Origin of the sequence: Pedobacter frigidisoli, assembly GCF_004331675.1 — a bacterium.
Classification (GTDB): domain Bacteria; phylum Bacteroidota; class Bacteroidia; order Sphingobacteriales; family Sphingobacteriaceae; genus Pedobacter; species Pedobacter frigidisoli.
In genome coordinates this window covers 49,086-71,478 of record NZ_SJSN01000006.1, presented here as the reverse complement: position 1 = coordinate 71,478, position 22,393 = coordinate 49,086, and the positions used below count along the sequence as shown (strand labels likewise).

At 35.8% G+C, this 22,393-nt stretch carries 18 protein-coding genes; 7 read left to right on the top strand and 11 right to left on the bottom strand.

The annotated features are described in order from the left end of the window. The first annotated feature begins 71 nt into the window (after window positions 1-71). Both EZ449_RS08740 and EZ449_RS23280 read left to right on the top strand, forming a co-directional pair. Window positions 72-1,520, top strand: coding sequence for an SDR family oxidoreductase (locus tag EZ449_RS08740; protein ID WP_131557760.1), 1,449 nt, complete (start codon window positions 72-74; stop codon window positions 1,518-1,520). 36 nt (window positions 1,521-1,556) lie between these two features. Next, window positions 1,557-1,679: a hypothetical protein gene (locus EZ449_RS23280; RefSeq protein WP_262711116.1), complete on the top strand. Its 123-nt coding sequence runs from the start codon at window positions 1,557-1,559 to the stop codon at window positions 1,677-1,679. Here the strand turns inward: EZ449_RS23280 and EZ449_RS08735 are convergent. From EZ449_RS08735 to EZ449_RS08725, 3 genes are all read right to left on the bottom strand, one after another. Beyond that, window positions 1,663-3,570 (bottom strand): DUF3857 domain-containing transglutaminase family protein, encoded by a 1,908-nt coding sequence (locus EZ449_RS08735; RefSeq protein ID WP_131557758.1) that lies wholly within the window; start codon window positions 3,568-3,570, stop codon window positions 1,663-1,665. The two genes, EZ449_RS23280 and EZ449_RS08735, sit on opposite strands and share 17 nt — an antisense overlap. Further along, window positions 3,571-5,541: a DUF3857 domain-containing protein gene (locus EZ449_RS08730; RefSeq protein ID WP_131557756.1), complete on the bottom strand. Its 1,971-nt coding sequence runs from the start codon at window positions 5,539-5,541 to the stop codon at window positions 3,571-3,573. It lies immediately after the preceding gene. Between the two features lie 112 nt (window positions 5,542-5,653). Next, on the bottom strand, window positions 5,654-7,627 hold the full coding sequence (locus EZ449_RS08725) for a transglutaminase domain-containing protein (RefSeq protein ID WP_131557754.1): 1,974 nt from the start codon (window positions 7,625-7,627) through the stop codon (window positions 5,654-5,656). Window positions 7,628-7,813: 186 nt separating this feature from the next. On the opposite strand from EZ449_RS08725, the gene EZ449_RS08720 reads away from it, so the two are divergent. Both EZ449_RS08720 and EZ449_RS08715 read left to right on the top strand, forming a co-directional pair. Continuing rightward, a complete protein-coding gene (locus tag EZ449_RS08720) occupies window positions 7,814-8,770 on the top strand; it encodes an exonuclease domain-containing protein (protein WP_131557752.1) in 957 nt (318 codons plus the stop codon). Between the two features lie 48 nt (window positions 8,771-8,818). Further along, complete coding sequence (locus EZ449_RS08715; RefSeq protein WP_131557750.1) at window positions 8,819-10,678, top strand: M1 family metallopeptidase; 1,860 nt, start codon at window positions 8,819-8,821, stop codon at window positions 10,676-10,678. A 148-nt stretch (window positions 10,679-10,826) separates the two neighbouring features. Here the strand turns inward: EZ449_RS08715 and queG are convergent, their stop codons facing one another. Continuing rightward, window positions 10,827-11,759, bottom strand: coding sequence for a tRNA epoxyqueuosine(34) reductase QueG (gene queG / locus EZ449_RS08710; protein ID WP_131557747.1), 933 nt, complete (start codon window positions 11,757-11,759; stop codon window positions 10,827-10,829). 136 nt (window positions 11,760-11,895) lie between these two features. Between queG and EZ449_RS08705 the strand changes: the two genes are divergently transcribed. Then, window positions 11,896-12,102 carry a hypothetical protein gene (locus tag EZ449_RS08705; protein WP_131557745.1) on the top strand — a complete coding sequence of 69 codons (207 nt, stop codon included), beginning with the start codon at window positions 11,896-11,898 and terminating at the stop codon, window positions 12,100-12,102. A 215-nt stretch (window positions 12,103-12,317) separates the two neighbouring features. Here the strand turns inward: EZ449_RS08705 and EZ449_RS08700 are convergent, their stop codons facing one another. The 4 genes from EZ449_RS08700 to pdxH all read right to left on the bottom strand — a co-directional run bounded on the left by EZ449_RS08700 (window position 12,318) and on the right by pdxH (window position 17,027). Continuing rightward, entirely contained in the window at window positions 12,318-13,826 is a 1,509-nt protein-coding gene (locus EZ449_RS08700; protein ID WP_131557743.1) for a carbon-nitrogen hydrolase family protein, read from the bottom strand. A 282-nt stretch (window positions 13,827-14,108) separates the two neighbouring features. Beyond that, a complete protein-coding gene (gene ruvB, locus EZ449_RS08695; protein WP_131557741.1) occupies window positions 14,109-15,131 on the bottom strand; it encodes a Holliday junction branch migration DNA helicase RuvB in 1,023 nt (340 codons plus the stop codon). Between the two features lie 31 nt (window positions 15,132-15,162). Beyond that, a complete protein-coding gene (locus EZ449_RS08690; protein ID WP_205942969.1) occupies window positions 15,163-16,059 on the bottom strand; it encodes a 3-hydroxybutyryl-CoA dehydrogenase in 897 nt (298 codons plus the stop codon). Window positions 16,060-16,376: 317 nt separating this feature from the next. Beyond that, window positions 16,377-17,027: a pyridoxamine 5'-phosphate oxidase gene (gene pdxH / locus EZ449_RS08685; RefSeq protein ID WP_131557738.1), complete on the bottom strand. Its 651-nt coding sequence runs from the start codon at window positions 17,025-17,027 to the stop codon at window positions 16,377-16,379. Between the two features lie 46 nt (window positions 17,028-17,073). On the opposite strand from pdxH, the gene EZ449_RS08680 reads away from it, so the two are divergent. Next, complete coding sequence (locus tag EZ449_RS08680) at window positions 17,074-17,637, top strand: YqgE/AlgH family protein (protein WP_131557736.1); 564 nt, start codon at window positions 17,074-17,076, stop codon at window positions 17,635-17,637. Window positions 17,638-17,799: 162 nt separating this feature from the next. On the opposite strand, the gene purE is transcribed toward EZ449_RS08680, so the two are convergent. Together purE and EZ449_RS08670 are read right to left on the bottom strand one after the other, a co-directional pair. Beyond that, entirely contained in the window at window positions 17,800-18,315 is a 516-nt protein-coding gene (gene purE / locus EZ449_RS08675; RefSeq protein WP_131558187.1) for a 5-(carboxyamino)imidazole ribonucleotide mutase, read from the bottom strand. 179 nt (window positions 18,316-18,494) lie between these two features. Next, the gene (locus EZ449_RS08670) at window positions 18,495-19,634 is read right to left on the bottom strand and encodes a 5-(carboxyamino)imidazole ribonucleotide synthase (RefSeq protein ID WP_131557734.1); all 1,140 of its coding nucleotides are present in this window, start codon (window positions 19,632-19,634) and stop codon (window positions 18,495-18,497) included. 241 nt (window positions 19,635-19,875) lie between these two features. Between EZ449_RS08670 and EZ449_RS08665 the strand changes: the two genes are divergently transcribed. Further along, on the top strand, window positions 19,876-21,066 hold the full coding sequence (locus EZ449_RS08665; RefSeq protein WP_131557732.1) for a BaiN/RdsA family NAD(P)/FAD-dependent oxidoreductase: 1,191 nt from the start codon (window positions 19,876-19,878) through the stop codon (window positions 21,064-21,066). 49 nt (window positions 21,067-21,115) lie between these two features. On the opposite strand, the gene EZ449_RS08660 is transcribed toward EZ449_RS08665, so the two are convergent. Then, complete coding sequence (locus tag EZ449_RS08660; RefSeq protein WP_131557730.1) at window positions 21,116-22,303, bottom strand: DUF1624 domain-containing protein; 1,188 nt, start codon at window positions 22,301-22,303, stop codon at window positions 21,116-21,118. Window positions 22,304-22,393: the final 90 nt, after the last annotated feature.

The window sequence follows — 22,393 nt, the reverse complement described above, 5'->3', positions numbered from 1 at the left end:
TATTTATAATTCGTTAGTGATCAATAACAAAGCAGCGATTTAACTGTTGTTATATAAATCATCTTTAATCAATGAAAATTTTACTTACTGGAGCAAACGGATATATTGGAACTCGGTTACTTCCTTTATTATTGGAAGATAAACACGAAATAGTGTGTATGGTACGCGATAAGCGGAGGTTTGCAGCTCAGTCAGATTTAAGTGAACAGGTTCAAATAATTACTGGAGATCTGCTAAAGTCAGAATCGCTCACAGAGATTCCAGATGATATTGATGCTGCTTATTACCTTGTTCATTCCATGTCATCTAGCGATAATGGTTTTTCCGATATGGAAAAGCAATCTTCGGAAAACTTTTCTACAGCAATATCCAAAACCAAATGCAAACAGATTATTTATTTAACAGGTATTGCGAATGATGAGCACCTATCTAAACATCTTGGTTCGCGTTTAGCCGTAGAAGATGAATTAAAATCATCTGGTATTGCCTGTACAATATTACGGGCAGCCATTATTATTGGCTCTGGAAGTGCATCATTCGAAATTATTAGAGATTTAACAGAAAAAATTCCAGTGATGGTGGCGCCGAAGTGGGTTAAAACTAAATGCCAACCGATTGGAATTAGAGATGTACTTGGTTATTTAACAGGCGTTCTGGACAACGAAAAGGCATACAATGAAACATTCGATATTGGAGGTCCAGATATTCTGACTTATAAAAACATGCTTTTGGGTTATGCTAAGGAACGCGGATTGAAGCGATGGCTTATTACTGTACCTGTACTTACGCCACGATTATCTTCACTTTGGTTGAATTTTATTACACCCGTGCCTTATTCATTAGCCAGAAGCCTTGTTGATAGCATGAAGAATGAAGTAGTTTGTAAAGATGATAGTATAAAAGATGTTGTACCAAGAGTGTGTTTAACCTACGCTGAATCGCTTCATTTGGCTTTCGAAAAAATCGATCAAAACTCCATCGTTTCCAGTTGGAAAGATGCTTTAAATAGAGGCTACTTACAAACTGATTTTATGGATCAGATTAAGGTGCCTCAAAATGGTACGCTACAATACAAAGTTAAAATGCCTTTCGAGCGTAAAGCTGAGGAGGTTTTTGAAAATATTTGGAGCATTGGCGGGAACAGAGGTTGGTATTTTATGGACTGGCTTTGGCACCTACGAGGATTTTTAGATAAAATGTTTGGTGGCGTAGGAACAAGGAGAGGGAGAACAAGCAATACTGACCTGCAAGCTGGAGATGTGCTCGACTTTTGGCGTGTGCTTTTAGCTGATAAAAAAAGTAAGCGTTTACTGCTTTACGCCGAAATGAAAGTACCAGGAGAAGCTTGGTTGGAATTAAAATTAATTGAATTTCATGGTCAGGCTTTTTTATCGCAAATTGCAACATTCAGGCCAAAAGGTTTGTGGGGAAGAGTGTACTGGTATGCCATGTGGCCTTTTCATATCGTTTTATTTAAAGGAATGGCCAAAGAGATTACCACATACAAACCCAATATATAAATTCATTTAGTTATTTTTGAGGCTAAATAATCTACCATGCCAAATCAACAAGAAGACTATTCTTTCTGGACCAAGTACAAACGCTTTGCCTCAACAGAGATTTTAATGTACCTAATTATGATTATTGGGATTGGTTTAGGGATTATTTTTTTAAGCTAAGCGCTAGTTTTAAATAATCTGCAGCATTAACATCATTTATAAACTTTGTAAACTCTGCATATTTATCAGCTGTGAAAGTTCCATCATTTATTACCAATTTTCGATAGTAGATAAGTTTATTTCCATCAACTGTTGCTGTTGCAATGTACTCACCAAAAGCACAGTTGAAATTTTTCTCATTCTTCGTAATTAGATCCTTATCTACATTATCGGGCAGTGTGTAAACGATTGTATCCTCATCGGTATATCCACGGTTTACATAAACTGGTAAGGTTCTATTTCTAACCTCTGGGATTGATCTTTTTATATTAAAAGCATTTAATTGAAGAAACATTTTATTACCATTTATCGGCGCATAATTTTTAATATTCACCTTAATATCTTCTGTTAATTTTGGGTCTATATCCTTTTTTTGGACATAAGAAACAGTTTGGAAATCAATATTATCAATATTGTAAGATTCTTTAAGCAACTTGTGTTGTTCTGTTAAAGACTTTCCAATCATCGATTCATGGTTATCATATTGTGCTCCAGAAAAAACAGTATTCATTATTCCATTAATATTTCCATCAGCTTCTATTACCAAAGTAGCCTTACGTATTTGAAGATTTTCTTGCGTTTTTAACTTTGGTGTATGTAATAGTTTACCTCCCTCTGGTGTGCAGGCAAGTACTATTCTATCATCAGTGAAATCGCTTAAAAAGCCAAAAGGAATTTTTTGACTGGTACATTCCAACCAAGTAGTATCGCCTTTTAACGGCATACACAAAATAATATGATTCCCTTGAACCATGCTCGCAAAACTCGGGTCAACACTCTTTTTCTCAGTACCGGCCTCTACAACACAGTAGTATGAATCTATATCTGCAGCTCTTAAAAGGCTCTGCATATAGTTAACCAAGGCTTTGCAATCGCCATATCCTAAACGATCTACTTCGCTGGCCGCTATCGGTTGGAAGCCCCCAATGCCTATTTGAACACTAATATACCTTGTTTTATCTTGTAGGTATTGATAAATTTTTCTGGCCTTGTCCTTATCTGTTTTTTCATCCTTTACCAAATCCTTTACCATCTGTACTGTGGCTGGAGAAAGTGCAGTCCTCGATTTTAGTAAATCATCATACACCCATTTACCTAATTCCTCCCAATTATTGTACTTGCCAGAATGACTATAATAAGTAAACTGTTGTGGTGCGATTTGAATACTAGTTCTGTAGGTTTCAGGGTCAGGACTGTAAGGTTCTGTTTTAACAGCTAAGATGTTGGCCACTTTCCAAACTGTTTTTTTCTGCTTTTCATCGATAGTTACCTCCGGATTTCCGCTATAGTTTACGCTCTTAATCCTAACTTGATCCGTTGGTTTAGCTATAAAAGTATAGGTGCTTGTTTCTACAGAAACATCATCAGCTGGTTTAGGTTGCCAATCGGGAATAATCAGATTTTGCTTGTTTCGTATTTCATAATTATAAACAATGGTGTATGGATATTGATTTACGTTTGGCAAGTAATGCTTAACGCGACTATCTACAAAAAGGGAAAATCCATCAGCAGCGCTTACATCCAAGAAATCGCTTTGGGTAAATTTGCTAATTGGTTTACCTACAGCATTATAAACCTCGCCTTTTATACTTTTTATTGATGTATTTTTATCGTAGTAAATCACTAATCTAGCTTCATCTTCTCCATTTTCGTTAAAGACAGTTATAGCCTTTTTTACATTGAGCATTACATTGTCGGGAGAGCGCATGTCGATAACGGTTTCCTCATTTCTGATGCAGGAATTTGCCCGATTACGAAGATTTGAGGGGATTAAATCTGTATCGTAATTATCTTGGGCATAACCAAATATTACGAGGAAAAGTAAACAAAAAACTGAAAATGTAAATTTCATCTAATTGGCTTTTTTTAACAAAAATTCAGACTTCTGGTTTTGAATGATCTTACTATAAAATTCTTTTAAATACAGGTATTCTTCTGGTTGATAGACAGCATTATTAAATTGTAGAATCTGGCTCATAGAAATTGTCGAATCATCCAACTTTGTTTGCAAAAGATATTTTCCTCCTGCATTGGGTAACCCAATTGCTAAGTCTTTGGGTTTTTCTACCAATTCATATTTGCTAGGTAATGCCACATTGATAATTATTCTTTCATCAGATGCGGCACCTAAATCTACAGGATAAGTTCGTTCATTTAAGTTAAATGGGTTTTTGGTAATGGCACTTATAAAAAATGGACTGAAATAAAATTGATCTTTTGATCCATCATTAATTGAAAATTCGACTTCATATTTTTCGGTTAATACATTTTCAACACTATCCAAATCTATAATTTTGTGTTCTAAAATCTTAATTCGTGTTAAACGTTCGTCTAATTTTTCTACATACTCTTCGGGTGAGCTGTAGCGTAAAATTTCTTTCCTTTTATTATAAGCAGCATAACCTTGAGTTAAGGTAGTTAATGTTCCAATAATTTTCCCGTCTGCTGTTAATTTTCCATTTAGGATATAATTGGTAATAGTTTTTTGGTTTGCCTTTAAATCGATCCAATATGATGGTTTTTTCAAATTGATCACTCGGCCTTGATCATTTATACATCGCAGGGGCAATAAACCGAAAGGCAAAAGTGGTTCAGTAGCATCTAACAGATAACTTTTATCTCCAATATTAACCTTGGCAACCAGATAATTAAATTCGCTAACTACGGGATAAAGTTTGTTAATGGTGCCATTTTCTCTGGTAGATAGAATAACAGCTTCAGCATCTAAATTGGCAGCAGAAAGAGCAGCAATAAGACTTAAATTAATATCAGCAGCACTTCCAGAACGACTTTCAAGTGATTTTTTAATGTTATCGGAAGATTGGATACCATAATAATTATCCCATTTGATTTGCTTTTTTATGTAATTGTAAATGGTCTGGGCTTTAGAAAGATCATCTGCAGCATCTTTCGTAATTACGGAGATAAGATCTTTAAAAACATCCTTTCGCTTCATTTGAGCACCGATGTTTTTATCTGATACAAGTTCATAATCTACGTCTTTCCATGTTTTTGTATAAGAAGTTTTTCCACCCGTTAAATTCTGAACCTCAGCTAATTCAAAATAAATTGCAGATTTAAAGTTGCTTGGCGCCGTCATGTTATCTTCCTCGATAAAAGCAGGAATGTTTTTCATGATGTAAGTCATCTTTGAGCAATCGATAGCCGCACCAGATAACCTTAGGCATTCTTTATTAATTTCTGATTTTTGATCAGTAAGTTTTTGAAAACCACGAAGCGAAACATTGTAGTTGTATATTCCTGGAATATAGGCCAAGTATTCACTTACAACTTTTGGAATATCGCCCTGAAATTCCCATGTTTTATAGTTGAATAAATTCGGAGATCTTAAACGATAACTATATTCGATAATAGAGCCCTCTTTTAAATTTGGCAAGGTAAACTTCGTTAATCTGGTATATCTCGATCTATTTTCGGTGAAAACAGCTTTTTTATCCATAATGGTCTCTACAAAACCACCACTCTCAAGGTTAAATGTTGACGCTTTTAATTCACTTATTGTTTCTTCACGAGAATCGTCTTTATACATCGGAATAACAATATTAGCTTCTTTAAAACCCTCTTTGTTGTATATTTTGATTTTTACGTGGTGTTCAAATATTACTTCTAAATGTCCAGTGCTTTCATCTTGCTGAATACTTGTAGTACCAAACTCTTTTAAAACAACAGCATTGGCATTACTATCTAATTTCTTTTTGTCGAATTCATAATCATCATATGTAATGGCACCGAAATTAAAGTTTTGGGCGTAAGAAGCTAGTGTTAAAAAAAATAGGATGGAAGCGATTAAAATTTTCTTCATTAGAGCGTTATTAAATTAGGGCAATTTAATGCTACTTGCTAACATTGAGAAATTATTTTGCGATAAAAATCAAAAATTCTTTGAACACTACCAAACGGTAGATCAACCTCGTTTATTTACTTACTTTTTTTAATAAAAAATCAATTTTTTGATTTTGAATAATTTTACTGTAAAATGTTTTCAAACTTAGGTATTCGCCAGGTTGATAAATTGCATTATTAAGCTGTATCGTTTGATTCAATGAAATGGAATTATTCTCTATGTTTGTTTGTAACAGGTATTTTCCTCCATTATTATCAAGTGCAAGTGATAAATTTTTGGGCTTTTCTAGCATTTCAAATCCAATTGGAAGTTCAATGTTTATGGATACTCGATCTTCGGACTTAGCGCCCAAATCGATAGGGTAATTTCTTTCGTTTAAATTAAATGGATTTTTCGATATGGCATTAATAATAAATGGATTAAAATAAAATTGATTAGAATTTAATTCATTATTTGTTTTAATCTCTATTTCATACTCTTCGGTTAATACATTTTCAACGCTATCCAAATCAATTATTTGATGATTAAGAAATTTTACCCTTGGCATATTTTCTTCCAGCTTTTCTGCAAAGTCATCAACAGAGGTAAAATTTTTAATTTCTCTTCTTTTATTAAAAGCGGCATAACCTTGGTTATGGATAGTCAATTTACCAGTTATGGTACCATCTAAATTTAACTTTCCGTTGAGTAAATAACTTGTGGAAATTTTCTGTGACGCTTTTAAGTCAATCCAATATGATGGCTTCTTTAGATTGATAACCCTTCCCTTATCGTTAATACATCGGAATGGTAAAAGCCCGAATGAAAGCATAGGCTCTGTGGCATCAAGTAAATAGCTTATACCATCAATGTTCACTTTTGCTATCACGTAATCAAAATCTGTAACTATAGGATATAGTTTACTAACTACTCCATTTTCTCGTGTTGATAAAATTACAGCTTCAGCATCCAAATTTGCAGCTAGTAGAGCCGCAACCAAACTGAGATTTATATCTGCAACATTTCCAGATTTTGCCTCAAGTGCCTTTTTAATCGTTTCAGTAGTATACTTTCCGTAAAAATTATTCCATTTAATTTGCTTCTTCACAAAGGTATATATGGCTTTTGCCTTGTTTAAGTTGCTTAGGGAGTCAGCAGCAATTTTTGATGCAAAATTTTTAAATAAATCTTTTCTCTTCATCTGAGATCCGAAGCTTTCTTCCGCAATAAGATCATTGTCTATATCCTTCCAAGATTTTGTGTATGTAACCTTGCCTGCATTAATGTGTTGATATTCAGATAATTCAAAGTGTATTGCTGATAAAAAATTATTTGGAGAAGTCATATAATCTTCCTTTACAAATGCAGGAATATTCTTCATGAGATAGGTTAACTTAGAGCAATTTATTGGTGTTCCAGCGAATGTAAAACACTTTTTTGCGACTTCGATTTTTTGATCACCCAATTTCTGATCGCCCCTCAACGAAATATGATAATTATAAGTTGCTGGAATATTGGCAACAAATTCACTTTGTACTTTGGGGATATTGGATTGAAACTCCCAGGTTTTATAGTTAAAAACATTAGGTGATAGGAGTTTATAGCTATATTCTATTATCGAGCCCTCTTTAAGGTTTGGCAATGTAAATTTAGCCAGGTTCGTGTATTTGGATTTATTCTCTATTATTATGCTACTTTTATCAAGCATTGTTTCTTTAAAAACTCCATTAAGAAGATTAAAGGTAGAGGCCTTTAAATCACTGATTATCTCGTCGCGATATTCGCCTTTGTATAAAGGAATAATAATGTTTGCTTGATTAAAGCCATCTTTATTATATATCTTAATTTTTACGTGATGAACAAGAGCTAAATCTACATGCCCTTCCTCATTCATTTCAAAACAGGCAGTGCCAAATTCTCTCAATACAATAGCATTTGCATTGGTATCTATGGTTTTTTTATCAAAGTTATAATCTTCTGGAGTTATTGATCCGAAGTTAAAGTTCTGAGCGTTAGCTGTTAAACAGCTTAGGAGAAGTATTGCAATCGTTAAAATTTTATTCATGGGAGCATTAAAAACTAATGCAATTTAATGCTACTTGCTAACATTGAGAAATTATTTTGCGATTAAATTCTCCAAAAATTAATAATTAGGTTTTATAGTACAAATGAAACCTTTTTAGCACTTTTGATAAAAAGAAATTTGGCATTCAATTATCGAATTTTGTGCCCACATCTCATATAATATATAATGAAATTAAATTTAAAACGTCCTCTAGCATTTTTTGATTTAGAAGCTACTGGTATAAATGTAGGTGCAGATAGAATTGTAGAAATTGCAATTTTAAAGGCGATGCCCGATGGTTCTGAAACCGTAAAAACATGGAGAGTTAATCCAGAAATGCCTATTCCTTTGCAAACATCCTTAATTCACGGTATTTATGATGAAGACATTGCTAACGAGCCAACCTTTAAAACCTTAGCTGCTGAAATTGCTGAATTTATGGGTGATAGCGATTTAGCAGGTTACAATTCTAATAAATTTGATATTCCAATGTTGTTAGAGGAATTTTTGAGGGCTAATGTAGATTTCGATATGAAAGATCGCAAATTTGTAGATGTTCAAAATATATTCCACCAGATGGAGCAACGTACATTAAAAGCGGCCTACAAATTTTACTGCCAGGAAGACTTGATCAATGCACATGCTGCTGAAGCTGATGTAATTGCAACTTATAAAGTTTTGCTTGGTCAATTGGAGATGTACAAAGAAACCGAGTTTGAAAGTAAACAAGGGGTTAAAAGTGTGCCTGTAGTAAATGATGTAGATGCGCTACACGTTTTCACTAACATTAACAAGCCCGTAGATTTTGCTGGTCGATTGGTTTTTAATGATAATGATGAGGTTTGCTTTAATTTTGGTAAACATAAAGGCAAAACTACCGAGCAAGTATTTTCTGTAGAGCCGAGTTATTACGCTTGGATGAAACAAGGTGATTTTCCGCTATATACCAAAAAGAAATTAGACGAGGAGTGGGCAAAGTTTAATGCTAAAAAGAATGAGAATAAGGCAGCTAAAACGCAAAATCAAGCTCCTGCTCCTCAAAAGCCACATTACCAATCTAAGCCGCAACCTAAACAAGAAAAGCCTGCGCAACCTATTAATAATGATATGTTGGATCAATTGAAAATGAAATTTGGTAAATAAGGTGTTATCGCTAGTTTACCCATCGAACTTTTATACAATTAAACATTAATGAAATCAATAAAGATATTTTGCTTTTTAGTATTTGCGGTGGTGTATGCAAATGCTCAAACAGTTTTGCCAATCGAGCCCGTATTTCAAAATACCTACAAAAAGCAGACTCGAAATACAAATGGCAAACCAGGTAAAAATTACTGGCAAAACACTTCTAAGTATAATTTAAAGGTTGATTTTAATCCAACAAGTCGTTTGCTCAAAGGTAGCGTTGATGTTGTTTATACCAACAACAGTCCTGATACTTTAAAGGAAATCTGGTTTAAAATTTATCCAAACCTTTATAAAAAGGGAACCCCAAGAAAATCTAAGTTTGCTGAATCTGATCTGGGAGATGGCGTAGCGATTGAGAAACTAGTTGCAAATGGAAAAACCATCAACGATTTTAAGATTGATGGAACAAACATGACGGTGAACGTGCCAGCTGTTTTGCCAGGAAAAACAATCAGCTTTGCTATTAATTACAACTATATTTTAAACAAAGGTTCGCATATGCGTACTGGTCAGGTAGATGAGGGTTCGCATTTTGTGGCTTATTTTTTTCCACGAATTGCTGTTTATGATGATGTTGATGGCTGGAACAAATTCCCTTGCACTGGTGCTGAAGAGTTTTATAATGATTTTGATCAATTTAATGCAGAAGTAACCGTTCCTGGTGGCTATGGAGTTTGGGCAACAGGCGATTTAAAAAATCCAGCTGATGTTTTTCAAAAGGATATTGTGAGTAGAATGACAGCGGCAGGTTTAAATGATGCTGTTTTGGATGTAATTACTGAAAAAGATCTTGCTGAGAAAAAGGTAACTCAACCGAATGCATATAATACTTTTAAGTTTGAAGCGAAAAACGTGACAGACTTTGTGTTTGCGCTAAGCGATCATTATTTATGGAAGTCTAGTAGTTTGGTGGTAGACCCAAAAACGAAGCGAAGAACCCGTGTTGATGCTGTTTTTAATCCGAAACATAAAGATTATTATGAAGTGATTGATTTTGCCCGTAAAACAGTGGAGTCGATGAGTTATACTTTTCCAAAATGGCCATTTCCATATAGCCATGAAACTATTTTTGATGGACTCGACCAAATGGAATATCCTATGATGGTTAATGATAATCCGGTTGATAACCGTGTGGATGCGATTACGCTGACTGATCATGAAATTTTTCATACCATGTTTCCATTTTATATGGGGATAAACGAAACTAAATATGGTTGGATGGATGAAGGTTGGGCTACAATAGGTGAGTGGTTGGTTTCGCCAATGATCGATTCTACTATTGTTGATGAATATGGCATTCAGCCAACAGCTTCAACTTCTGGTGGTAAAGATGATTCTCCAATTATGACATTAACACCTGATTTAAAAGGATCGGGATCTTTCACTAATTCCTATCCAAAACCAGGGCTAGCTTATTTATATGTTAAGGATTATTTGGGGGATGAGTTATTTACAAAAGCACTTCATACTTATATTAAAAACTGGAATGGAAAACACCCAATGCCGTATGATTTCTTTAATAGCATGAACGAGGGTAGCGGAAAGAATTTAAATTGGTTTTGGAAACCTTGGTTTTTTGAGGGTGGTGTTTTGGATATGGGCATTAAAAGCGTCGATAAAAACGCTGATGGCTACATGATCAATGTAGAAAATAAGGGTATCAAAGCATTGCCCATTGATTTAACACTTACCTATAGCGATGGATCTACAGAAAAAAATCATAGCACCATTGGGGTTTGGGAAAAAGGCGAAAAGCAAATTCAAATAAAGATTAAAACCGCTAAAAAATTAGATAAGGTGGTAATGGGCAATCCACATACGCCAGATAAGGTTAAGAGCGATAATAGCTTCTCCGTAAAGTAATAACTTGTACCTATAAAAAGATAGAATTCTTGTTTTTGTTATAATGTATTTGGGCGTTTTAATCCCGAAATTTCGGGACTGTATCTCTGGTTGAAAAAATAGGGGATGCCACTTCAACCGTTAACGAAAAAATAAACAGCACTTACCATTAAGATTTCAAGAAATCGATATTTCTTTTTAATCCTGCATATTTTGTTCGTTTTACAGCAGAATCCTTAAATACTTTCTTAAAAACCTCATCGGTTATTTCCGTTAAGTCTTTGGCATTTAAATCCAACAATCCATTTTCTGCTATAAAAGCCTCCTCATTATGCACCTTTGAGAAACGATTCCACGGACAAACATCCTGACAGATATCACATCCAAACATCCAATTATCCATTTTATCCTTAAACTCTTTGGGAATTTCATTTTTAAGTTCGATGGTTAAGTAAGAAATACATTTTGTGCCATCAACAACCTGAGGAGCTATGATCGCATCAGTAGGACATGCGTCAAGGCATCGGGTGCAAGTGCCGCAGTGATCGGCTTGAAATGGATGGTCGTAATCTAGCTCTAAATCGATAATAAGTTCGGCGAGAAAGAAAAAGGAGCCATCTGTTTTGCTAATCAGGTTAGAGTTTTTTCCTATCCAGCCAATTCCCGATTTTTTGGCCCAGGCACGATCCAAAACTGGTGCCGAATCTACAAAAGCCCGACCAGAAACCGCACCAATATTTTCTTCGATAAAATGGGTAAGAGCTTTCAGTTTGTCTTTTATTACATAGTGATAATCTTGGCCGTAAGCATATTTTGAAATTTTGGGAGCATCTGGATCAAGCTGTTTATCATCTGTGTAGTAGTTTAAGGATAAGGATATTACTGATTTTGCATCATCTACAAGTAAGCGAGGATCAAGGCGCTTATCGAAATGATTTTCCATATACTTCATTTCGCCGTGATGATTTTGATTGAGCCATTTTTCTAAACGTGGCGCTTCCTCTTCCAAAAACTCAGCTTTGGAGATGCCACATGCTATGAATCCTAGGCGTTGTGCTTCATCCTTAATTAACTGACTATATTTTGCGGCGTTGTTGTACACGGAAATGCAAAGATAAGGCTTAGTTGCAAAACATTTTGATTAATCACTTGTTCTAAATACATACACTAAATTAATTAATTGATTTCTTGAAATTTTAATCAATGGAAAGAAAGAATGGTTACTCAATAATATAGAAATGGAAGATATAGATCCAAAACACTCGGAGTCTGGGGAAGCCCCAAAACCGATAGAAAAAGATTACGAAAGTCATAAGGAAGATCCAGGGCCAGCGAAACCAGCAGTTACGGAAAAAGATGAAAATGGTGCGGGATCCGTTTTGAAATGGATTTTACCGATAATAATAATTATAGGCATAATTGTATGGTTTGCGTTAAGAAAATAGTTAGCTTAGATTAAAAATAAATGCCGGTTGTTGATGCGACCGGCATTTTTTTTATGCTTTTGAATGCTAAACCTTAATATTGGCAGCATTTTGCTATTAGCCCCGATTGACAGCGATATCCCGATTGTAGGTACTAAAAAATACGCAAGACGAATCGGTATTTAGCAGAAAGCGGGAACAAACATTATTTCTTGTAGAAGATTGCGCTCCTAATTTTATTTCAATAATTTAACTTGGTAAAGATCTTTACGCCTATCTTTTAAAATCTTTACCGTTCCGTAATGGTGCAATTCATCTAATAAATGAAGATCGACATCGACCACCAAAACCATTTCTGTGTTTGGGGTAGCCTCCGCCTTAATTGCATTGGTTGGAAAAGCAAAATCTGATGGCGTGAATACGGCCGATTGCGCAAATTGAATATCCATATTATTTACTTTCGGGAGATTACCTACACAACCAGCAATGGCAACGTAACATTCGTTTTCTATCGCTCGTGCTTGCGCACAATGGCGAACGCGAGTATATCCGTTTTGCGTATCTGTAAGGAATGGAACAAATAAAATCTGCATTCCTTGATCTGCATAAAGTCTGCTCAGCTCTGGAAATTCTACATCGTAACAAATCAAGATGCCAACTTTTCCGCAATCGGTATCGAAAACCTGAACCTTGTCTCCACCTACCATTCCATAATACTTCTGCTCATTCGGTGTGATGTGTATTTTGCGGTATTCATCAATTTTACCTGTTCGGTGACATAAATAAGTAACATTATAAAGTTTGCCATCCTCTAAAAGAGGCATGCTACCGGTAATGATGTTTACATTATAACTAAGTGCATATTCATGCATTTTATCTACAATTTCCTGAGTTTTCTCTGCCAATTTGCGCATGGCCTCAATCTCTGGTAAGTGATTGTAAGGCTGAAGTAATGGCGTGTTAAACAATTCTGGAAATAAGATAAAATCTGATTTATATCCACTTAAGGCATCAACAAAGAATTCAACCTGCTCGTAAAAAACTGCCATATCTGGAAATAAACGCATTTCCCACTGTACTAAGCCCAATCGAATGGTCATTGCAGAACGGGCAGAGGCATCTATCCCTTGATAGTAAATGTTATTCCATTCGATTAATGTGGCATATTCTTTTGATTCTTTATCACCAGGTAAGTAATTTTTCAATACTTTTCTAACGTGAAAATCATTAGAGATTTGAAAAGTTAACGTCGGATCGTAAATTTCCTTAGCTTTTACCTTGTCTATGTACTGCCTTGGAGTTAGTTCTTCTGCATGCGCATGATAGCCAGGGATTCTTCCCCCTGCAATAATACTTTTTAGGTTTAAACTCTCACAAAGTTCTTTGCGGGCTTCATATAATCTTCTTCCTAAACGTAAGCCACGAAAATCTGGATGAACAAAAATTTCAATTCCGTAGAGCGTATCTCCATTGGGATCATGTGTAGAGAATGAGTAATCGCCAGTAATTAATTTGTAAGTATGGCGGTCGCCGTATTCATCATATTCTACAATAATAGCTAATGAGCAGGCTACAACTCTATCATCTACAGCTATGCAAAGTTGACCCTCTGGGAATATATTTAAAAGCTTTGCAATGCTAGATTTTGGCCAAATGGAGCCGCCCATACTATCGTATGCTTGTAACATAGATTCTTTTAGATCCGCGTAATCTTCGAGCGTCAATTTGCGTAATTCGATATTCATATTGTTTGATTTGTATGTAATGAACAGAAAAGAGGAATAAATGTTTTTTCCTTCTATTTAGGGGATGAGACTTATAAAACCATTTCCATTACTTAAGTGGTGAGGAAGATTCTGTAGTTAATTGATATAACAGTTATGCCAAGATCGAGCGTCACCCTGAACTTGATTCAAGGACTTAATAGTTAGAAAAATGCTGAATCAAGTTAAGTGGGAGGTAGTGCCTGGTAATGATGTTTAACATCTAATTGAAATATGATTTTAGCGGATAAAATTAATATGAAGCTAAAACAGTTTCCCCGTTTGCCCTGGATAATTTTTCTTTAAATGTTTATAAGCCGCTTCTGTAACTTCTCTACCTCGAGAGGTACGCATAATGTATCCCTCTTGAATTAAAAAAGGTTCATAAACCTCTTCAATGGTACCTTCATCTTCTCCAACGGCAGTAGCAATGGTTTTTAACCCTACCGGACCGCCCTTAAATTTATCGATAATGGTAACCAAAATTTTATTGTCCATTTCATCCAAGCCATGTTCATCAACATTTAAGGCATTTAATGCATAACGAGCGATTTCTGTATCTATATTTCCATTACCCTTTATTTGAGCAAAATCTCTTGTTCTCCTCAAAAGTGCATTCGCAATACGTGGCGTTCCACGACTACGACGGGCAATTTCGTAAGCGCCTTCATCATTAATTGGCGTATTTAAAATTTCTGATGAACGTAAAACAATCGTTGTTAATAGTTTAGCATCGTAATATGCCAAGCGACAATTAATTCCAAATCGGGCCCTTAGTGGTGCAGTTAATAAACCTGAACGAGTTGTTGCCCCAACAAGAGTGAATGGATTTAAGGATATTTGTACAGATCTGGCATTAGGGCCAGTTTCTAGCATGATATCAATCTTGAAATCTTCCATAGCCGAATACAAATATTCTTCTACCAAAGGTGATAAACGGTGAATTTCATCGATAAAAAGAATATCGCCGGTATCCAATCCAGTTAATAGTCCGGCTAAATCTCCAGGTTTATCTAGAACAGGTCCGGAGGTAACTTTTATACCAGCACCCATTTCATTTGCAATGATATAAGAAAGGGTAGTTTTTCCTAATCCAGGAGGGCCATGAAGCAGTACGTGATCTAAAGCCTCACCACGAAGCTTGGCAGCCTGAACAAAAATCCTTAGGTTTTCCATTACCTTTTCCTGTCCAGTGAAATCTTCAAAAGCCTGTGGTCTTAAAACCCGTTCAATATCTCTATCGGTAGGAGTAAGGTTGGTAGCTTCTGGATCAAGATTTTCGTTCATAAAGCAAATATAAAATTAAATGCTAAAAAAATTAGGATTTTTTGAATTTATCTGATACTATTAAATCCTTTGAGCCTGCAGTATATTTATAAAAGCCCTCTCCAGTTTTTGCACCTTTGTAACCCGCAGCAACCATATTAACCAAAAGCGGACAAGGGGCATATTTCGGATTTCCGAAACCAGTATTTAATACTTTTAATATGGCCAAACAAACATCTAAACCAATAAAATCAGCCAATTGAAGTGGACCCATTGGGTGTGCCATTCCTAATTTCATCACGGTATCAATTTCGTAAACGCCTGCAACGCCTTCATATAAAGTATAGATGGCTTCGTTAATCATTGGCATTAAAATGCGGTTGGCTACAAATCCAGGATAATCATTTACCTCAACCGGAATTTTTTCCAAGCTTTCGGATAGCGACATGATCTTTTGCGTGGTTTCATCGCTGGTTTGATAACCGCGAATTACCTCAACTAACTTCATCACCGGAACGGGATTCATAAAGTGCATGCCAATAACCTTGTCGCCACGGCCTGTAATTGCAGCAATTTGAGTGATTGAAATAGAAGAGGTGTTAGATGCCAAAATGGCTTCAGTAGGAGAAAATTCATCCAATTCCCTGAAAATCTTAAGCTTGAGATCAATGTTTTCAGTTGCTGCCTCTACAATTAAATCTGCAGTTTTAACACCATCCTCAATCGAAGTATGCCTAGTGATATTTTTTAATGTAGCTGATTTTTGTTCTTCTGTAAGGGTTCCTTTCGCAACTTGTCGATCTAGATTTTTTGTAATGGTTTGTATAGCTTTATCTAAAGCGATTTGATTAATATCAATTAAGTTTACCAGATAACTGTGCTGTGCAAAAACATGAGCAATGCCGTTTCCCATTGTTCCTGAGCCGATAACTGAAATATTTTTTATCATTTTGGTTAGTTTATCTTTTGATTTTTGCGCAATGTTCTGTAGAGATTGTTTTTTTAAATGATTTCGGGTTAAAAATAAACCTCCATAAGCTTTTAGTGGCTTATTTTTTCACTTAAACCAGCTTTTTAACTTTGTTAAAATGGTTTATCGATACAAAAATCAGGTTTATCATTAATTAACATTTTATGCTTCGGAAGATTAAGAAAGTAAAGAATTTTTAGAAAAAGTACTTCCTAGTAAATTTAGGTCAGTTAATGATTCGTTAGAAATAGAGATATGGCTAGATGGCGTATCTCTATTTTCTTTACTAGAACTAATTAAGGTGCCAATCTTGTTTTAACCCAGCTGCCTTTTATAAATTCAAAGTTAATTCTATCGTGTAAACGGCTACGTCGGCCTTGCCAAAATTCTATCCGCGTTGGCTTTACAATGTAACCACCCCAATGTGCTGGTTTAGCAATAGTTTTATCCTCACTTTTAGATTTTAATTCGTCGAACTTTTCTTCCAGAAATTGTCTGTTGGGAATTATCTGACTTTGAGGAGAAGCAACCGCACCAATTTGGCTTGCCACCGGACGGGTAACAAAATATTGTTCAGAAGTTTCCTTATCCAGTTTTTCTACCGTACCCTCAATTCTTATTTGTCGTTCTAAATCTGGCCAAAAGAAAACCAGTGCAGCATAAGGATTTCGTTTCAGTTCCTTGCCTTTCGCACTTAAGTAATTCGTAAAAAACCTAAACCCATTTTCATCAACACCTTTCAAAAGCACAATTCTTGCATCGGGTCTGCCAGCTTTATCAGCTGTAGCTAAGGTCATTGCATTGGGTTCGTAAACTTGAGCCTCAACAGCATGATCAAGCCATTTCTTAAATTGGGTAATCGGGTTATTATCTACGTCAGTTTCATCCAACGTTGCGCTTTTATAATCTTGGCGCAGGTTTTGTAGAAATTCATTTGTAACTTGCATAGAGCAAACTTACTCATCTTTTATTGGCGAACAAATAAATATTAGCATGCTTAATCCCATCAAACCAAAAACCGGTAGATTACTTATCTCCGAGCCTTTCATGTCTGATCCTAATTTTAAAAGATCTGTGGTATTAATTACGGAACATGACGAAGATGGAACGGTTGGTTACATTCTAAATCAAGCTGGAAACCTAATCTTAAAAGATGTAGTTCAAGATTTGTGGGAAGCAGATAACTTAATTTATTTTGGCGGGCCAGTTGCTGCTGATACGCTACATTTTATTCACCGTTGTTACGATAAACTGCAAAGTGGTGAGCCGATTGGAAACGGTTTGTATTGGGGAGGAAATTTTGAAACACTTAAAATCCTCATCAATACCAATGCGATTGAAGAAAATGAAATTAAATTTTTTATGGGTTATTCTGGATGGGGGAATGGACAACTTGATCAAGAAATAGAGGACAATGCTTGGATGGTAAGCGATATTTCCAATCCTGAAATTATTTTTGGAAATGATGATGAACAACTTTGGAGAGATGTAATTGTAAATTTAGGTCCGAAATATGCCCATGTGAGCAATTTTCCGATAGATCCGAGTCTGAATTGATCTGAGTCGGGAAGTTTAGAAGTCCGAAAGTCAGAAGTTTGGGTGTTTTAAAAAGCCTGAAAGTCAGGTGTTTCAAAGGCTTAAAAGTTAATGGCCCAAAAGTCAGAGGTTTGTGCGGAATAAGCCTTATGCCATCCGACTTTCGGACTTCAGACTTAAGGACTAAAGACTATCAGCGCTTTCCTCTACTTTTCTTCTTAACTCATCTTTGTAAGCCTGCATTTTTACCGTTAAGGATTCATCGGCTGTAGCCAAAATTTGAACTGCCAATAAACCAGCATTTTTAGCCGCGTTTAATGCTACAGTAGCTACAGGAATACCGTTTGGCATTTGTAGAATAGATAAAATACTATCCCAGCCATCGATAGAATTGGAGGATTTTACAGGAACACCAATAACTGGCAAAGTAGTAATCGAAGCCACCATTCCTGGTAAATGTGCAGCACCACCAGCCCCAGCAATAATTACTTTTAAACCTCTGCCTTGTGCTTCTTTAGCATAATTAAACATGCGTTCTGGAGTTCTGTGCGCAGAAACAACCGTAATCTCATAACTAACTCCAAATTCCCTTAATACATCAGCAGCATCTTGCATCACTGGCAAATCAGATTTGCTACCCATAATTATTCCAACAACCCCCAAACCCCCTAAAGGAGGCTTTTTCCCTCCATCGTTCATATCATCTACCCCTACAGGGGAAATTGAATTTCCAGTGCTCATATATATCGTTTAATCTTTTAGTTTTTAACTTATCTTTTTTCTACTATCTCCGACTTGCTTTCAGTTCCCCCTTTAGGGGGCTAGGGTGTTATCTACCTTGCTTTTAGTTCCCCCTTCGGGGGCTAGGGGGATTGATTTTATGCAATCACCCTCAAAGTTTTCTGCACATACCTAGCTTTTTCAATAGCCTTTTCTCTATCGATATCCACAATGGTTACATGCCCCATTTTGCGGAAAGGTTTAGTGTATTTTTTACCATAGAGATGAACGAACACGCCATCAATAGCTAAAATTTTCTCCAAGTTTTCATATTTTGCCACACCTTCAGGGCCTTTTTCGCCCAACAAATTAATCATTACAGCATTCGTAATGCTAGTGGTATCTCCCAAAGGCAAATTATAAATAGAGCGCAAATGTTGCTCGAATTGGGAAACGTAATTGCCCTCAATGGTTTGATGACCGCTATTGTGCGGACGAGGCGCCACCTCATTTACCAGCAATTCTCCATCACGACCTACAAACATTTCAACGGCTAAAATGCCAGTAATATTCATTGCCGAGGCAATATTTTTGGCGATGTTCTCTGCCTTTTGCTGCAAGCTTTCTGCGTAGGTAGATGGCGAAATCAAAAACTCAACCAAGTTGGCTTCCGGGTTAAATTCCATTTCTACCATCGGAAAAGTTTTCATGTCGCCGTTCGAATTACGGGCAACAATTACAGCTACCTCCTTTTCGAAATCTACCAATTTTTCAATGATGCAAGGTGCATCAAATGCCTTATCTAAATCAGCAGCACTATTAATTCGCATTACACCTTTACCATCATAACCATCTTTTCTCAATTTCAAAATGTATGGAAAAGGAATAGCACTATTTTCTATATCTTCTTTAGTATTAACAATTTGGAAAGGAGAAGTAGGAATATCATTCTCTTTAAAGAACTGTTTCTGTACACCTTTATCTTGAATTAAACGAATCACTCTCGATTGCGGAAAAACTTTTTTGCCCTCTTTTTCCAGCTGCTCCAAAGCTTCAATGTTAACTTTTTCTATTTCAATGGTAATAATATCTGCTTTTTTACCGAAGTTGTAAACTGTATCAAAATCTGTAATAGAGCCATTTTCGAAATAATTTGCAATGTGTTTGCAAGGAGCATCTGGGTCTGGATCTAAAACTAGTGAAGTAACATTATAGTTAATCGCTTGTTGGATAAGCATTCTGCCCAACTGGCCTCCACCTAAAATACCCAATTTTAATTCGCTAATCTGTTTTGCCATTAATGAGAAAGATTATTAAGACGCAAAAATAACAAAAAATTGTACGCCAATTGGGTTTTATTCAAATCAAAAGGTATGATTTTTTTCAGAAGCGCAAGGTTACTGCTACTATTAAAATGCACTCCCGCCATTCGCTTTACTTCACCCAATAAAGAATTGGGTTTCGTGCTCGCTACTGTCGGGGCTATTATAAAACTGATATGCTATCAACTTAGCGCTTAAAACTTATAACTTTGCCTAAATGAATGCTGATGCGATAATTATTGGAGCAGGCGCTTGCGGATTAATGTGTGCGGTGCAAGCTGGCTATTTGGGAAAGAAAGTAATCGTGCTCGAAAAAAATGAAAAACCTGGCGCCAAAATTTTAATTTCAGGTGGAGGTCGCTGCAATTACACCAATCAATTTGCATCGGCAGAACAGTTTATCTCCGCAAATCCACATTTTATAAAATCCTCTTTCACGCAATGGACTGTTGATGATACCATTAGTTTTTTTGAAACCTATAACATTCAAGGTAAGGAAAAAACTCTAGGACAATTGTTTCCTGATGATAAAAATGCCAAAGATGTTGTAGCGGTTTTTACGTCAATCTGTAAAGATTTTGGTCAAGACATTCGGTGCAGTGCTGATGTTAAGGATATTGAAATTTTACCTGATTGCTTTAAGATAACTTACGATAGAAATGGAAAAACAATAATTATAAAAGCCGAAAAACTGGTTATTGCCACAGGTGGATTGCCAATTTCGAAAATGGGTGCCACAGATTTTGCACTTCGTTTTGCCCGTAAACATGACTTAAAAATTATTGAAACTGCACCAGCCTTGGTTCCATTAACCATCACCGGGAAAGATGAAGAATGGTTTGCTCAACTTTCTGGAAATTCTGTTTTCTGTGAAGTAAGTAATGAAGAAATTTCTTTCGAAGAGAATATCTTATTTACACATTGGGGTCTAAGTGGGCCAGCAATTCTGCAGATTTCTTCTTTCTGGAGAAGAGGTGAGATAGTTAACATCAATTTATTGCCGCATCAAAATGTAGTTTCGCTCTTGGATGAGGAAAGAAAATCAAACGGAAAAACACTTTTATCAACGCTGTTGAACCGTTTTTACACCAAAAAATTTACCGATGCCTTAGCGAAGTTTCTTCCTTTAAATAAACCAGTTGCATCGTTAAACAAAGCAGAAATTGATTTGATCGAACAAACCATTCATCATTTTAAGGTTAAGCCGGCTGGAGATAAAGGTTATGACAAAGCCGAAGTAATGCGTGGGGGCATCGATACCAATGAAATTTCTTCCAAAACCCTAGAGTGTAAAAAAATACCCAATTTGTTTTTTGGAGGAGAGTGTTTGGATGTTACAGGCTGGCTGGGTGGTTATAACTTCCAATGGGCCTGGGCAAGTGGTTTTGTGATAGCGCAAAACATCTAGTCGTTTTATAGGTTTGAACATTAAGACCAAATTACCACATAGTTACATCTTAAACATAGCTCAGCCACCATTGCTTGTGTGTTTCCTTGTATTTTTTAAACCATCTGCATGGTAAATATAAAGATGCCACAACGGCCAACCATATCAAATAAACTATGGTTAAATTGAAGCCAAAATCTGTTGGGCGGAACCAGAAAGGTATCTGCACAATCTGATTACTAGTATAACCTGTTGCAATAAATACAACCACCAAAATGGTATGCAAGAGGTAGAAATGAATTACATAATAGAAGAATGGTACCGCACCGTATACCGAGGAAATTCTAGTAAACCAATTATTAATATTTTCTGTAAAAGCGAGGAATAGCATAGCTGGACCAAGCGTCATTGAAATATATTGCAAAGAGGGAGGATATTTACTTACATTAAAAAAGGTAAGTAGGTTCTTAAAAAAATCATAGTGTTCTTTTCTTGGAACCGGATCGCCGTAAATGTTGATAAACCTTAAAAATAAGAATAGAAATACCGTTAGCGAACCAACAATTAAAAGATTACGTCTTCGCTTTTCTCTATCATAGTTTTTATTATACCAAGCACCAACGCCATAACCCACAAACATTACTCCAGTCCATGGTAAAATGGCATAAAAAACACCAATTAAATGGTTATTTGGTAACGGAATAACTGTTCCAAAAGAGGTGAAAAATACTTTTAGTAGCATTCCTGTGGTTGCATCTGTAGGAATGTGTAAAAGATTAAATACGTTGTGGCCGAAAACTAAAATCAACCCTGTTACTAATACGGTTTTGTAAGATATTCTACTTGCTAGCGCCAAAAAGATCATGCTGCAGCCAATAGCCCATATTACCTGTAGAATGATTAAATTATAAAATGGATTGAAAGTTAAGCCTAAAGAAATAATAATGATTTCAACCGCAACGAGCCACAATCCACGCTTTAGTAAAAATGCACTTGCCGCTGCTCGGGTTTTACTTTGGGCTGATAAGTAGGCAGACAATCCTGATAAGAAAACAAAAGTAGGTGCGCAGAAATGGGTAATCCATCTGGTAAAAAATAAAACTCCTGTTGTCGTTTCAGGATCTAACGGATCACCGGTCATTGCGCCGATATGAAAGAAATCTCTGGTATGATCAAGTGCCATAATGATCATTACTAATCCTCTTAATATATCAATAGATAATATACGTTTTGATAAGGGCGATTTGTCAATAATCATGTGAATAGGTTTGGTTTTTTTAAATATATAAATTTTTTATTTGGATGGTTTGGCTTGGGTTCAAAATTCCATTCTGAGTAATAAGATTTA

What these genes read in the sequence shown, in the direction of transcription:
- EZ449_RS08665 (WP_131557732.1), top strand. Translation starts at nt 19,876, where the DNA reads ATGAATGCTGATGCGATAATTATTGGAGCAGGCGCTTGCGGATTAATG.
- purE (WP_131558187.1), bottom strand. Translation starts at nt 18,315, where the DNA reads ATGAACGATGGAGGGAAAAAGCCTCCTTTAGGGGGTTTGGGGGTTGTT.
- EZ449_RS08670 (WP_131557734.1), bottom strand. Translation starts at nt 19,634, where the DNA reads ATGGCAAAACAGATTAGCGAATTAAAATTGGGTATTTTAGGTGGAGGC.
- EZ449_RS08735 (WP_131557758.1), bottom strand. Translation starts at nt 3,570, where the DNA reads ATGAAATTTACATTTTCAGTTTTTTGTTTACTTTTCCTCGTAATATTT.
- EZ449_RS23280 (WP_262711116.1), top strand. Translation starts at nt 1,557, where the DNA reads ATGCCAAATCAACAAGAAGACTATTCTTTCTGGACCAAGTACAAACGC.
- EZ449_RS08680 (WP_131557736.1), top strand. Translation starts at nt 17,074, where the DNA reads ATGCTTAATCCCATCAAACCAAAAACCGGTAGATTACTTATCTCCGAG.
- pdxH (WP_131557738.1), bottom strand. Translation starts at nt 17,027, where the DNA reads ATGCAAGTTACAAATGAATTTCTACAAAACCTGCGCCAAGATTATAAA.
- ruvB (WP_131557741.1), bottom strand. Translation starts at nt 15,131, where the DNA reads ATGAACGAAAATCTTGATCCAGAAGCTACCAACCTTACTCCTACCGAT.
- EZ449_RS08715 (WP_131557750.1), top strand. Translation starts at nt 8,819, where the DNA reads ATGAAATCAATAAAGATATTTTGCTTTTTAGTATTTGCGGTGGTGTAT.
- EZ449_RS08730 (WP_131557756.1), bottom strand. Translation starts at nt 5,541, where the DNA reads ATGAAGAAAATTTTAATCGCTTCCATCCTATTTTTTTTAACACTAGCT.
- EZ449_RS08660 (WP_131557730.1), bottom strand. Translation starts at nt 22,303, where the DNA reads ATGATTATTGACAAATCGCCCTTATCAAAACGTATATTATCTATTGAT.
- EZ449_RS08720 (WP_131557752.1), top strand. Translation starts at nt 7,814, where the DNA reads ATGAAATTAAATTTAAAACGTCCTCTAGCATTTTTTGATTTAGAAGCT.
- EZ449_RS08700 (WP_131557743.1), bottom strand. Translation starts at nt 13,826, where the DNA reads ATGAATATCGAATTACGCAAATTGACGCTCGAAGATTACGCGGATCTA.
- EZ449_RS08725 (WP_131557754.1), bottom strand. Translation starts at nt 7,627, where the DNA reads ATGAATAAAATTTTAACGATTGCAATACTTCTCCTAAGCTGTTTAACA.
- EZ449_RS08705 (WP_131557745.1), top strand. Translation starts at nt 11,896, where the DNA reads ATGGAAGATATAGATCCAAAACACTCGGAGTCTGGGGAAGCCCCAAAA.
- EZ449_RS08740 (WP_131557760.1), top strand. Translation starts at nt 72, where the DNA reads ATGAAAATTTTACTTACTGGAGCAAACGGATATATTGGAACTCGGTTA.
- EZ449_RS08690 (WP_205942969.1), bottom strand. Translation starts at nt 16,059, where the DNA reads ATGATAAAAAATATTTCAGTTATCGGCTCAGGAACAATGGGAAACGGC.